Here is a 12,346-nt window from a genome sequence, read left to right on the forward strand (position 1 = left end):
GCCTCCACCAGCGCCTACGCTCGCCGCATGACCCCTCATGCCCCTCATGTCCCGTCCGCCGACCCCGAGGCCGGTGCGGCCGTGAAGGCCGCGGACCGCGCGCACGTGTTCCACTCCTGGTCCGCCCAGGGCCTCATCGACCCGCTCGCCGTCGCCGGCGCCGAGGGGTCCTACTTCTGGGACTACGACGGCAACCGTTACCTGGACTTCACCAGCGGGCTCGTCTACACCAACATCGGCTACCAGCACCCCACCGTGATCGCCGCGATCCAGGAGCAGGCGGGCAAGCTCGCCACCTTCGCGCCCGCGTTCGCGATCGAGGCGCGCTCCGAGGCCGCACGCCTCATCGCCGAGCGCACCCCGGGCGACCTGGACAAGATCTTCTTCACCAACGGCGGGGCCGAGGCCGTCGAGAACGCCATCCGCATGGCCCGGCTGCACACCGGCCGTACGAAGGTGCTCTCCGCCTACCGCTCGTACCACGGGGCCACCTCCACGGCGATCAACCTCACCGGGGACCCGCGCCGCTGGCCCTCCGACAACGGCTCGGCGGGGGTCGTCCGCTTCTGGGCCCCGTTCCTCTACCGCTCCCCGTTCCACGCGGCGAACGAGGCCGAGGAGTGCGCCCGCGCCCTCCAGCACCTGGAGGACACCCTCGCCTTCGAGGGCCCGGCCACCGTCGCGGCGGTCATCCTGGAGACCATCCCGGGCACGGCGGGCATCATGACCCCGCCGCCGGGCTATCTGGCGGGCGTCCGTGAGATCTGCGACCGGTACGGGATCGTCTTCGTGCTCGACGAGGTGATGGCCGGATTCGGCCGCACCGGCGCCTGGTTCGCCGCCGACCACTTCGACGTCGTGCCGGACCTGCTGACCTTCGCCAAGGGCGTCAACTCCGGTTACGTACCGCTGGGCGGCGTCGCCATCAACGCGGAGATCGCCGCGACCTTCGAGACCCGCCCCTACCCCGGCGGCCTCACCTACTCCGGACACCCGCTGGCCTGCGCCGCCGCCGTCGCCACCATCGGCGTGATGGAGGACGAGAAGGTCGTCGAGCACGCGGCCCGGATCGGCGAGACCGTTCTCGGTCCCGGTCTGCGCGAACTCGCCGAACGCCACCCCTCGGTGGGCGAGGTGCGCGGCCTCGGAGCGTTCTGGGCGCTGGACCTGGTCCGCGACCGGGAGACCCGTGAGCCGCTCGTCCCGTACAACGCCTCGGGCGAGGCCAACGCCCCGATGGCGGCCTTCGGCGCGGCGGCGAAGAAGCAGGGGCTGTGGCCGTTCATCAACATGAACCGGACCCACGCCGTCCCGGCCTGCAACGTCTCCGAGGCCGAGGCCGAGGAAGGGCTCGCGGCCCTGGACGTGGCCCTCTCCGTCGCCGACACGTACACGGTGCAGGGCGCGTAACGGCACGCCCTCCCCGTACGCCGAGTAGCCGGACGACCTTGTTCCGTACGCGATCGGCCCTGTGCGCATCCCCGCCGTGCCCGGAATCGGGCACGGCGGTGGCCCTGGCTTAAGGTGACCCGAGCCAGAAATGGCCCCCCGCCGAAAAACGTCGGCGAACGGGGACGGACAGGGACAGACGGACGGATGGGGGCCGGTATGAGTCCGAGCGGAGGTGTGACGCGCAACACCCTGCGCCAGCAGATCGCCGACGCGCTGCGTGACGAGGTGCTGGCAGGGCGTCTTCCGCCGGGCCGGGAGTTCACCGTCAAGCAGATCGCCGAGCAGTACGGGGTCTCCGCGACGCCCGTCCGCGAGGCGCTCTTCGACCTCTCCGCACAGGGGCTCCTCGCCTCCGACCAGCACCGCGGCTTCCAGGTGCGCGAGTTCACCGTCGCCGACTACCGCGCGATGGCCGAGGCCCGCGCCCTCGTCGTCGAGGGCCTCTTCCGCAACTACGCCGAGGGGGTCGACGTCCGGCCCGAGGGGCTCGCCCCGATCCGCCGCCGGGCCGCGGAGGCGGTCCGCGCGGCGAAGGGCGGCGACCTCGACGTGCTGATCGGGTACGACCTGCGGTTCTGGCGGGAGCTGGGGCAGTTCGTCCGCAACCCGTACATCGCCGATTTCCTCGCCCGGCTCCGCGTCCAGGCCTGGGTGTTCGCCGTCCACCGGCTGCGCCGCGACGGCATGGACGAGGGTGTGCTGTGGTTCGGCCATGAGGAGCTGGTCGACGCCCTCTCCCGGAGCGACCACGAGCAGGTCCGCGCCGCCATGCACTCCTACTACGCGCACGCGCTCGCCTGGGCGGACCGTCTGGAGGCGCGGGCGCCCGAGGGCGGCGGCCCCGGCCCCTCGGATCCCACGGACTCCCCGCACCCTCTGGATTCCCCGCGTCCCCTGGATTCCCCGGATACCTAGGAATCCGGGGAGGCACCGGAAGTCTCCGGGGCACTGTGCGTGAGGTTCGCCCCGCATTACGCTGTCCCGACGATCGCCCGAACCCTTCCGAGAGCGAGACTTCGTGGCCTGTGACCTGTGGCTGGTCCCCCTCGTCGACGTGCTGTGCCACAGCGCCGACAATCCGTTCGCCGAAGAGATCGCCGTCTACGACAAGGCGCTGAACGCCGCCGGGCTGCCGCCCGTTCCCGTCTACGCCTACATGCCGGGCCTCAACGGGGAAGTCGCTCCCGTGGCCGGCTTCGACTACGACGCCCTGCACTTCCTGCGCCGCGCCTACCTCCTCCAGCTGAGCGGCCTCGCCGTCACCCCCGTCGCGGGCCTCGACGGCGACTACGAACAGCTCCTGGAGATGTTCGAACAGAGCGCCCAGCAGTCGCACCTGGTCTGGCACTTCGACCACGCCGGGGCGTACGTCCCGGTGGACTTCCCGGCCCCGCTCTCCGACGACGCGCTCCTGGCGGGCGGCGGACCGCTGGGCTCCGCGCACGGGCTGCTCCGCGAGCTGGAGTTCGTCGCCCCGTCCATCGGCATCGACCCGGCCAACCCGCCGGCCGCCCCGCGGCCGCCCTCCGGCCCCACGGCCCTGGAGGAACCCGCGGAACCGATCCCCTACGACGACAGCCCGTTCGCCCGGGAACGCCACGTCTGGCTCGGCCTCCACGCGGCGGCGACGCGCAGCCTGGCCCAGGGCTCAATGATCATCTTCAGCTAGGACGACACCCGGCTTCTCCGCGTCCCGTCGCGGGCCGGGGTGCCGCGTGCAAGCCCGTCCGGCGATGGAGAACCGGGGGTCCGGGGGCAGCCCTCCGAAGCCCGCACCCCGCACTCCGCCCCCGGACTCCTCACCGCGGCGGCGACTCCGGCGGCCGCTGCCGCGGCATGTTCGGCCGCGCCGCCACGGACGGCATCGAGAACCGCCCCGGCGCCGCCCCCGACTCCCCGCGCCCCCCGGCACTCCCCGTCGCCAGGGCCTGCATGCCCATCGGCGCGGGCCCCGCCCGGAACTCCACCATCCAGTCCGCCGTCTCCGACCGCACCAGCTCGGTGACGTCCTCGGAGAACCTCCGCAGCACCCCCAGGCACCGCTCGGCCGCCTCGCTGGCCGTGCCCTCGGTCGGCCCGAGCATCTCCCGTACGCACTCCGAGGCCCAGTCGAACTGGAGCACCTGGAGCCGTCGCTGCACCGCCTGGGCCGTGGCGAGGTTCCTTATCCAGCCGGAGGTGAGACCGAAGTACCGGTCGCAGCCCATGCAGGCGGCCCCCAGCAACAGGCACAGATAGCCCCAGCCCGCCGAGCCGCTCAGCGTGCCGGTCAGGTCGAGGAGCGGCAGGGCGGCCCCGGCGACCACCCCGGCGGCGGTGCCCATCCGCAGCGCCCTGGCGGCCCGGCGCTTCCGGACGCGGTCGTTGAGATACCAGTCGGCGGTGTCCAGCGCGCCGGTCTCGACCCAGCGGTAGAGCTCGTCGAGCCGCTCGGCGGGCTCGCCCCAGTCGCCGAGGGGGAACGGGCGTCCGGTCAGATCACGCCCGGCGGGGCGTCCCCTGCTCGGACCAGAAGCGGAATGCTCAGCTCCGTTCTCACCGGATCCCGCATCGGACTCCTTGCGGGGCGGCCCCTCGGGCTGCATCTCCGGCTGACTCACCGGGGCACTCCTCTGCACTCTGACGGACGGGACGGACGCGTAGGGCTTCCCGGAACCGGATTCGACCGGCCCGGAGCGGGCGGGGCGGCCCGCACGACCGACTACCCCCGCGGAGTAACTCTGCGTCACCACACATGCACGCTCGTGTGCCGATGCGCATGCCCTTCCTACCGCCGAATGGTGGGCCCCGGGGTCGAAATCGCGGGATTCCCGCCTGCGCACGGCCGCTGGTCAGGTATAGGAGCACTCACGCCGGTTCCTGAATCTCACCCGAAAGAGTTGGTCCCTGGCGGGTGGAGCGCGGTGACCGGGGAGCACGTAGGCTCGGCTTACCGAAACATTTGTCGTCGAAATGCCAGGAGTGACCGTGATTCCCGGTGGTGGTCAGCCCAATATGCAGCAGTTGCTCCAGCAGGCCCAGAAGATGCAGCAGGATCTCGCGGCGGCCCAGGAGGAACTGGCCAGGACCGAGGTCGACGGACAGGCGGGCGGCGGTCTCGTGAAGGCCACCGTGACCGGCTCCGGCGAGCTCCGCGCCCTGGTGATCGACCCGAAGGCCGTGGACCCGGAGGACACCGAGACGCTCGCCGACCTCGTCGTCGCGGCCGTCCAGGCGGCCAACGAGAACGCGCAGGCGCTCCAGCAGGAGAAGCTCGGCCCGCTGGCGCAGGGCCTGGGCGGCGGGGGCGGCATCCCCGGCCTGCCGTTCTGACCGGACCGACCGGAACCGACCGGGCCGGCCGGGACGGACGTTCCGACCGGACCGGACCGGACCGGCCACCGGCGGGCCCGCGGGCCTACTGGTACCGACCCGTACCCACTACGGTACGGAGCAGGAAGCAAAGAGAGGCGTTCCGTTGTACGAAGGCGTTGTTCAGGACCTCATCGACGAACTGGGCAGGCTGCCCGGCGTCGGTCCCAAGAGCGCGCAGCGGATCGCCTTCCACATCCTGCAGGCCGAGCCCACGGACGTACGCCGGCTCGCGCACGCGCTCCTGGAGGTCAAGGACAAGGTCCGGTTCTGCGAGGTGTGCGGCAACGTCGCGCAGCAGGAGCAGTGCGGGATCTGCCGGGACGCGCGCCGCGACCGGAGCGTCATCTGTGTGGTCGAGGAGCCCAAGGACGTCGTGGCGATCGAGCGGACCCGTGAGTTCCGTGGCCGCTACCACGTGCTGGGCGGGGCGATCAGCCCCATCGAGGGCGTCGGCCCGGACGACCTGCGCATCCGCGAGCTGCTGGCGCGGCTCGCGGACGGCTCCATCACGGAGCTGATCCTCGCGACCGACCCCAATCTGGAGGGCGAGGCCACCGCGACGTACCTGGCGCGGATGGTCAAGCCGATGGGGCTCAGGGTGACCCGGCTGGCCAGCGGCCTGCCGGTCGGCGGTGACCTGGAGTACGCCGACGAGGTCACCCTGGGCCGCGCCTTCGAGGGGAGGCGGCTGCTGGATGTCTGACACCACCGTCGTACGCCCCCGTCCCGTACCGCACTCCGCTCTGCCGCGCCCTGCGTCGTCCCTTTCGTCGTCCTTCTCGACGTGCCCCTCGACGTGCCCTTCGACGTCGCCTTTGTCGTCCGCTTCACCGTCTGTGACCGCGCCCACGGGAGGTCCCCTCGATGTCTGACGCCACGCTGAACTCCGTCACGCAGGACCCGGGCGACTTCGCCGTCCAGATCGCGGACCAGATCAAGACGTTCATCGTCGCGGTCACGGAGGTGTCCAAGGTCGACGAGCCGGAAGAGGCCGTCCCGGTCCTGCTCCTCCAGGTCTCGCAGCTCCTGCTCGCGGGCGGTCGCCTCGGCGCGTACGAGGACGTCCTGCCCGACGAGCGGTACGAACCGGACCTCGGCCCCGAGCCGGACGCGGACGGCCTGCGCGAGCGGTTCGCCGTGCTGCTGGAGCCGATCGACGTCTACTCCGAGGTCTTCGACCCGTACGAGCCCCGCAAGGCCCCGGTCCCGCACCGGATCTCCGACGACCTGGCCGACCTGGTCACCGACCTCGGCCACGGCCTCGCGCACTACGACGCCGAGCGCACCGCCGAGGCGCTGTGGTGGTGGCAGTTCTCGTACTTCTCCAACTGGGGTTCCACCGCCTCCGCCACCCTCCGCGCCCTCCAGTCCCTGGTCGCCCACATCCGCCTCGGCCAGCCCCTGGAGGAGCTGGACGGCCTGGACACCGACCAGGACCCGGGCGAGGAGGACCTTGCCGAGGAGGCGGGCCGCGTGATGCTGGAGGAGATCGCGGGGCCGCTGGGCCTGCGCCCGGTGAAGTAGCCGGATCCGGCGGGCCACCTGAACGCACGGAGGCCACCGGCCCATGCGGGAGGTCACCGGCCCATGCGGGAGGTCACCGGCCCATGCGGGAGGTCACCGGCCCACGCAACGGAGGTCTCCGGAACACGCGCGGAGGTCACCTGAACGCGTCGGCGTTCTCCTCGGCCCAGCGGCGGTAGGGGCGGGCGGGCGAGCCGGTGACTCGGGCCACGGTGTCGTGCACGGCCAGCAGCGCGTCGTTGACGTCCCCGCCCATCAGGTCGAGGACGCTGTCCGCGACCTCGGCCCCCATCATCGCGGCCATCGGCGGGTACGCCTCCTCCCGCGTGACCTCGACGCAGGCCACCTCCCGGCCCAGCGCCCGCCCCAGCTCGCCGGCCTGCTGCCGCGGGCTGATCCGCTTCGGCCCGGTGAGCGGGTAGATCCGCCCCCGGTGGCCCGGCCCGGTCAGCGCCGCACGGGCCACCGAGGCGATGTCGGCGGGGTGGACGGTCGGCAGACCGACGTCCGCGTACGGCACGCGCACCACGGATCCGTCGCGCACGGACGGCGCCCACCAGAGGGTGTTGGAAGCGAACTGCGTGGGCCGCAGGACGGTCCACTCCATCCCGCTCTCCCGCAGCCGGCGTTCGACGGCGAGGTTCGCCCGCGCCGGGCCGAGGTGCGGATGGGTCATGACGGTGATGGAGGAGACCAGCACCACGTGCTCGACTCCCGCGTCCCGGGCGGCGTCGAGCACTCGGGCGTCGTCGCCGACGCCCGAGATCAGGAAGAGTGAACGCGCCCCACGCAGTGCGGACTTCAGCGACTCCGACCGCCCCAGGTCTCCCTCCGCCACCTCGACCCCGTCGGGCAGCGCGGCCGCGGCCCGCGCCGCGTCCCGGGTCAGGGCCCGGACGCCGGTCCCGTACCCGTCCACGGACAACTGCCGCAGCAGCTCCCTGCCGATGTTCCCGGTCGCACCGGTCACCACAATCATCGCTGAGCGCTCCTCTGTCCGGCCGCTGTTCGTTCGACGCCGGGAACGCTAGGACCTCAACCAAGCTTGATATCAAGCCGGTTGCGCAGGATCACCACTCCTTGACCTCAACCGCGCTTGAGGGCGGAGGCTCCGGGTGAACGGCCGACGCGACGGCCCCGCCCCACAAGGAGATTCCTCATGAGCGCCACGACCCCCGCCACCTCGCCCACCGTCATCGGCGTACCCGCCCCGCAGGAGGACGTGGACGCCATCGTCGCGTTCGTCGCCGGCGTGCAGCACGCCCAGCAGAACGCGCTGCCCGACGCCTTCCTCGACGGCTTCCGCGAGGACGCCATCTGGACCACGGCCCACGGCAAGCGGCTGACCGGCCTGCCGGAGATCGGCGCCTTCACCCGCAAGGTGCTGCCCCCGCAGGCCAACTCCCCGGTGACCGCCACGTACACGGTCGACCTGATCCTCTTCATCCGCCCCGACATCGCCGCCGTCAAGGTCCGTCAGCGCCCGGTCGCCCGGGACGGGGGCCGGTTCCTGGACGAGATCTTCCACGGCCAGGAGGACCCCTCCGGGCTGATGGCAGCCCACCCGGAGGCGGTCCCCGGCACCCCGACGTACGTACTCGCCAAGGACGACGGGGTCTGGCGCGTCGCGGCCGCGCAGAACACCCAGGTCCTCGACGTGGAGACGCTGACGGCGGGCTGAATCGGACCGGCCGCGAACCCGCAGGTCCGCCCGAGGCTCAAGCCCCGAGCCGCGAGCCCCGGGCTTCGAGCTCTCTCTGTAGGAATGGGCGGTTGGGTTCAACCCACCCACCCTCCCTCCCCGGCCAGGTTCCGAACTGCGCTGCGGGCTGCGCGAATTCGATCGGAGGTGACGTTTGGTGACCAGGTTGCGCCGGAGCGTACGCACGCTCTAGGTTCGCGATGAGCAACCCACTATCCGTAAAACGGACAACCCCGGTGGTGCTCGCAACACCGACCGGGGTCTGACCGTAAGAGATCGAAAGTGAGTCGATCCCTCATGGCTGCCGCCAACCTTAGTGCTGCCCCGCGCACTCCCGCCCACCCCATGGCGAAAGCCGGGTACGGAAAGCGTCATGCCCCCGACCAGGCCCCGCCCCGCGCCGACGACTTCGCCGGTCTGGAGCCGCGTGAGGCGGCCATCGCCGCGTACGTCGACCGGCTCCCCGAAGGCGCGGCGATCGGCTACAAGACGCTCGCCGAGGAGCTGCCGGACTACGGGCAGCAGGCGTGCCGCAGCGCGCTGGATCTGCTGACCCGGGCCGGACACCTGCGGCGCATCAGGGTCCAGGTCACCCTGTCCGACGGCCAGATGCGCTGGGTGACGCGTACGTACTTCTCCCGGACCGCCCGCGACGCCGACTGGTGGGCCGCCCAGGTGCGGTTCGTCCGGGGCATGGACGCGCCCGGCCAGCCCCCGGCCCCCGCCGCCGCCGGCCGGGCCCCGGCCCCCGCTGCCCCGGAAACGGCCGGGGAGCCCGAGCCGGGCGTCCGGGCCCCGCGCTCGGAGGCGTACGACGTCCTCGCCGGGCTCGGCCGCCGCGAACCCCGGCTCCAGCTCGCCGAGGGCGACTGCGTGGAGCTGGAACACCTGGTCGGGGAGTGGCTGGCGCGCGGCGTCGGCCGCGAACAGCTCACCCGGGTCCTGACGTCGGGCCTGCCGACGCCCGTGCACTCCGCCGGGCACTTCCTTCGCAAGCGACTGGAGACCAAGATGCCGCCGAGCCCCGCACCCCGGCCGGAGCAGGACCACCCGGGCGAGCAGATCGTGGACATGGTGATGATGTGCCTGTTCTGCGACGAGGACGAGACGACGACCACGCTGGACCACGGCGTGTGCTCCGACTGCCGCGCCGAGATCGCCCGCGACGAGGCGATGGGCCTGACCGGCGACGTCCCGGACACCTTCCTGGCCCGGCCGCGCGCCGAGGTCGACGTCGCCGCCCGCATGGCCGAACTCCGCTCGGCCACCGTCCGCCCGGTCCTCCCGGCCCCGAGGCTGCGCCGATGAGCGTGCGGGAGATCCCGGTCGGGGAACCATGGAGGCGAGGAGGCGACGCCATGACCCCCAGGACCACCGCCCAGCCCCGGATGAGTGTCGTGGAGTTCGAGGAGCTCGCGCCGGTCGGCTTCGCGCTCGACACCGAGAAGCTCAAGGAGTACGCCGACTGACCCTCCCGGCTCGCCGGACCTCGCCCGATCGTGTGGGCTGGGACGTGCCCGTACTCCGGTCCGGGACGTGTTCGATCAGGTGGGGCGGGATGTGCCCGATCGTGTGGGCTGGAACACAAACGGGAGTGCTCCCGGGGTGGGTGGGCAACAGCCCCGTACGAGCAGTTCGGAACGACATGCCGTACCGGGTGGTGAGCGGGACATCTCATCATCCGGTATGGACGGGTCTATTCCGGACTGCTCGTTAAACTGAGCCGACCGCAGTAATGACTGAGCGAGGAGCGCACGTGGGCCTTGTCGTGCAGAAGTACGGAGGCTCCTCCGTAGCCGATGCCGAGGGCATCAAGCGGGTCGCCAAGCGAGTCGTCGACGCCAAGAAGAACGGCAACCAGGTGGTTGTCGTGGTGTCCGCGATGGGCGACACGACGGACGAGTTGATAGACCTCGCCGAGCAGGTGTCTCCGATGCCTACCGGCCGTGAATTCGACATGCTGCTGACCGCCGGTGAGCGGATCTCCATGGCCCTGCTGGCGATGGCGATCAAGAACCTGGGCCACGAGGCCCAGTCGTTCACGGGCAGCCAGGCCGGTGTCATCACCGACTCGGTCCACAACAAAGCGCGCATCATCGACGTCACGCCGGGCCGCATCCGGACCTCGATCGACGAGGGCAACATCGCCATCGTCGCCGGGTTCCAGGGCGTGAGCCAGGAGGGCAAGAACATCACGACCCTCGGCCGCGGCGGGTCGGACACGACCGCCGTCGCGCTGGCCGCCGCGCTGGACGCCGAGGTCTGTGAGATCTACACCGACGTCGACGGCGTCTTCACCGCGGACCCCCGGGTCGTGAAGAAGGCGAAGAAGATCGACTGGATCTCCTTCGAGGACATGCTGGAGCTGGCCGCGTCCGGCTCCAAGGTGCTGCTGCACCGCTGCGTCGAGTACGCACGCCGTTACAACATCCCGATCCACGTCCGCTCGTCCTTCTCCGGACTGCGCGGCACCTGGGTCAGCAACGAGCCGCAAGGGGACCAGCAGGTGGAGCACGCGATCATCTCCGGAGTCGCCCATGACGTCTCGGAGGCCAAGGTCACCGTCGTCGGCGTCCCGGACAAGCCCGGCGAGGCGGCCGCGATCTTCCGCGCCATCGCGAACGCCGAGGTCAACATCGACATGGTGGTGCAGAACGTCTCCGCCGCGACGACCGGCCTGACGGACATCTCCTTCACCCTGCCCAAGGCAGAGGGCCGCAAGGCCATCGACGCCCTGGAGCGGACCCGGAGCACCATCGGTTTCGAGTCGCTCCGCTACGACGACCAGATCGCGAAGATCTCCCTGGTCGGCGCGGGTATGAAGACCAACCCGGGCGTCACGGCCGGATTCTTCGAGGCGCTGTCCGACGCGGGCGTGAACATCGAGCTGATCTCGACATCCGAGATCCGCATCTCGGTGGTCACCCGCGCCGACGACGTCAACGAGGCCGTGCGCGCCGTGCACACGGCCTTCGGTCTCGACAGCGACTCCGACGAGGCCGTCGTCTACGGAGGCACCGGCCGATGACCGGACACCGCCCTTCACTCGCGGTCGTCGGCGCGACCGGGGTGATCGGCGGTTCCATGCTCCGGATCCTCTCGCAGCACGCGGACATCTGGGGCGAGGTCAGACTCGTCGCCTCACCGCGCTCGGCCGGCCGCAAGCTGGTCGTGCGCGGTGAGGAGAGCGAGGTCCTCGCGCTCGCCGAGGACGTGTTCGACGGCATCGACGTGGCGCTCTTCCTGGTGCCGGACGAGGTGTCCGCCCGCTGGGCCCCGATCGCCGCCGCCAAGGGCGTCGTGGTCATCGACGACTCGGCGGCCTTCCGGCTCGACGACGACGTGCCGCTGGTCGTCCCGGAGATCAACCCCCATGCCGCCCGGCTCCGGCCGCGCGGCATCGTCGCGTCCCCGAACTGCACCACGCTGTCGCTGATCGTCGCGATCGGCGCGCTGCACGCCGAGTTCGGGCTGCGCGAGCTGATCGTCTCCTCCTACCAGGCGGTCAGCGGCGCCGGCCGGGACGGCGTCGCCGCCCTGCGCGAGCAGCTGGCGCTGGTGGCCGGTACGGAGCTGGGCACCCGGCCCGGGGACGTGCGCCGGGCCCTGGGCGACAGCGCGGAGGCGGCGGGGAGCCCGTTCGCCGCTCCCGTCGCCCTGAACGTCGTGCCCTGGGCCGGCACGGACGCCGGGGACGGCTGGTCCTCCGAGGAGATCGCCATCCGCGAGGAGTGCCGCAAGGTGCTGGGCCTGCCGGATCTGAAGACCACCGCGACCTGTGTGTACGTCCCGGTCATCGCCACGCACTCGATGTCCGTCCACGCCCGCTTCGAGAACGAGGTCGCCGTCGACAAGGCGCACGAGATCCTGGCGACCGCCCCCGGCGTGGTGCTTTTCGACAGCCCGGCGTCCGGAGATTTCCCCACTCCGTCCGATGTGGTGGGCACCGACCCCACCTGGGTGGGCCGCGTCCGGCGTTCGATGGACGATCCGCATGCCCTGGAAATGTTCCTTTGCGGTGACAATCTCCGAAAAGGTGCGGCTTTGAACGTGGCGCAGATCGCCGAATCGGTAGCCGCCGAATTCCCTCGGGCATGATCGAACCTGTTTTGTAGGATCTGTGAACGCCCTATGAGTGATTTGCTGGTCTGAACCTCTTGAGCTGGGACGTTGTCGTATCCGACGATGATCTCCCGGCCCTCTGCAACCGCACCTCGGCCGGGCTGCGTCTATGCGGTCACTTCTCGCGTGGCCAGACGCGATGACGGGGCATTTGGGGAAGAGCAGGTACGTATGAGGGCATGTCGCACAGCG

The 12,346-nt window shown here is 71.2% G+C and carries 12 protein-coding genes; 10 read left to right on the top strand and 2 right to left on the bottom strand.

All coding sequences use genetic code 11. The features are described from left to right. Nucleotides 1–27 precede the first annotated feature (27 nt). The 3 genes from OG245_RS20240 (at nt 28) to OG245_RS20250 (ending at nt 3,121) form a co-directional block, all read left to right on the top strand. On the top strand, nt 28–1,410 hold the full coding sequence (locus OG245_RS20240; RefSeq protein WP_371624904.1) for an aspartate aminotransferase family protein: 1,383 nt from the start codon (nt 28–30) through the stop codon (nt 1,408–1,410). 198 nt (nt 1,411–1,608) lie between these two features. Further along, the gene (locus tag OG245_RS20245) at nt 1,609–2,367 is read left to right on the top strand and encodes a GntR family transcriptional regulator (RefSeq protein WP_371624905.1); all 759 of its coding nucleotides are present in this window, start codon (nt 1,609–1,611) and stop codon (nt 2,365–2,367) included. Between the two features lie 103 nt (nt 2,368–2,470). After that, nucleotides 2,471–3,121 (top strand): hypothetical protein, encoded by a 651-nt coding sequence (locus OG245_RS20250; protein WP_371624906.1) that lies wholly within the window; start codon nt 2,471–2,473, stop codon nt 3,119–3,121. A gap of 130 nt (nt 3,122–3,251) precedes the next feature. Here OG245_RS20250 and OG245_RS20255 read toward each other — a convergent pair whose 3' ends face one another. Further along, the gene (locus OG245_RS20255; RefSeq protein ID WP_371624907.1) at nt 3,252–4,052 is read right to left on the bottom strand and encodes an SLATT domain-containing protein; all 801 of its coding nucleotides are present in this window, start codon (nt 4,050–4,052) and stop codon (nt 3,252–3,254) included. Between the two features lie 367 nt (nt 4,053–4,419). Between OG245_RS20255 and OG245_RS20260 the strand changes: the two genes are divergently transcribed. The 3 genes from OG245_RS20260 to OG245_RS20270 all read left to right on the top strand — a co-directional run bounded on the left by OG245_RS20260 (nt 4,420) and on the right by OG245_RS20270 (nt 6,330). Next, a complete protein-coding gene (locus OG245_RS20260) occupies nt 4,420–4,764 on the top strand; it encodes a YbaB/EbfC family nucleoid-associated protein (protein ID WP_003967515.1) in 345 nt (114 codons plus the stop codon). Between the two features lie 145 nt (nt 4,765–4,909). Further along, a complete protein-coding gene (gene recR / locus OG245_RS20265; protein WP_097868467.1) occupies nt 4,910–5,509 on the top strand; it encodes a recombination mediator RecR in 600 nt (199 codons plus the stop codon). 161 nt (nt 5,510–5,670) lie between these two features. Further along, entirely contained in the window at nt 5,671–6,330 is a 660-nt protein-coding gene (locus OG245_RS20270) for a DUF5063 domain-containing protein (protein WP_018961761.1), read from the top strand. 136 nt (nt 6,331–6,466) lie between these two features. Here OG245_RS20270 and OG245_RS20275 read toward each other — a convergent pair whose 3' ends face one another. Next, complete coding sequence (locus OG245_RS20275) at nt 6,467–7,309, bottom strand: NAD(P)H-binding protein (RefSeq protein WP_371624908.1); 843 nt, start codon at nt 7,307–7,309, stop codon at nt 6,467–6,469. 180 nt (nt 7,310–7,489) lie between these two features. Here OG245_RS20275 and OG245_RS20280 point away from each other — a divergent pair, with 180 nt between their 5' ends. From OG245_RS20280 to OG245_RS20295, 4 genes are all read left to right on the top strand, one after another. Next, complete coding sequence (locus OG245_RS20280; protein ID WP_371624909.1) at nt 7,490–8,011, top strand: SgcJ/EcaC family oxidoreductase; 522 nt, start codon at nt 7,490–7,492, stop codon at nt 8,009–8,011. Nucleotides 8,012–8,329: 318 nt separating this feature from the next. After that, on the top strand, nt 8,330–9,340 hold the full coding sequence (locus OG245_RS20285; RefSeq protein WP_371624910.1) for a hypothetical protein: 1,011 nt from the start codon (nt 8,330–8,332) through the stop codon (nt 9,338–9,340). Nucleotides 9,341–9,788: 448 nt separating this feature from the next. Next, the gene (locus OG245_RS20290) at nt 9,789–11,060 is read left to right on the top strand and encodes an aspartate kinase (protein ID WP_274031776.1); all 1,272 of its coding nucleotides are present in this window, start codon (nt 9,789–9,791) and stop codon (nt 11,058–11,060) included. Continuing rightward, complete coding sequence (locus OG245_RS20295; protein ID WP_371624911.1) at nt 11,057–12,130, top strand: aspartate-semialdehyde dehydrogenase; 1,074 nt, start codon at nt 11,057–11,059, stop codon at nt 12,128–12,130. Before OG245_RS20290 ends, OG245_RS20295 begins: the two co-directional genes overlap by 4 nt. Nucleotides 12,131–12,346: the final 216 nt, after the last annotated feature.

The organism is Streptomyces sp. NBC_01116 (genome assembly GCF_041435495.1).
Taxonomy (GTDB): Bacteria; Actinomycetota; Actinomycetes; order Streptomycetales; family Streptomycetaceae; genus Streptomyces.

Excerpts from the sequence above, each read along its gene's own strand:
- OG245_RS20275 (WP_371624908.1), bottom strand. The coding sequence starts at position 7,309 with ATGATTGTGGTGACCGGTGCGACCGGGAACATCGGCAGGGAGCTGCTG.
- OG245_RS20285 (WP_371624910.1), top strand. The coding sequence starts at position 8,330 with ATGGCTGCCGCCAACCTTAGTGCTGCCCCGCGCACTCCCGCCCACCCC.
- OG245_RS20240 (WP_371624904.1), top strand. The coding sequence starts at position 28 with ATGACCCCTCATGCCCCTCATGTCCCGTCCGCCGACCCCGAGGCCGGT.
- OG245_RS20245 (WP_371624905.1), top strand. The coding sequence starts at position 1,609 with ATGAGTCCGAGCGGAGGTGTGACGCGCAACACCCTGCGCCAGCAGATC.
- OG245_RS20270 (WP_018961761.1), top strand. The coding sequence starts at position 5,671 with ATGTCTGACGCCACGCTGAACTCCGTCACGCAGGACCCGGGCGACTTC.
- OG245_RS20280 (WP_371624909.1), top strand. The coding sequence starts at position 7,490 with ATGAGCGCCACGACCCCCGCCACCTCGCCCACCGTCATCGGCGTACCC.
- OG245_RS20295 (WP_371624911.1), top strand. The coding sequence starts at position 11,057 with ATGACCGGACACCGCCCTTCACTCGCGGTCGTCGGCGCGACCGGGGTG.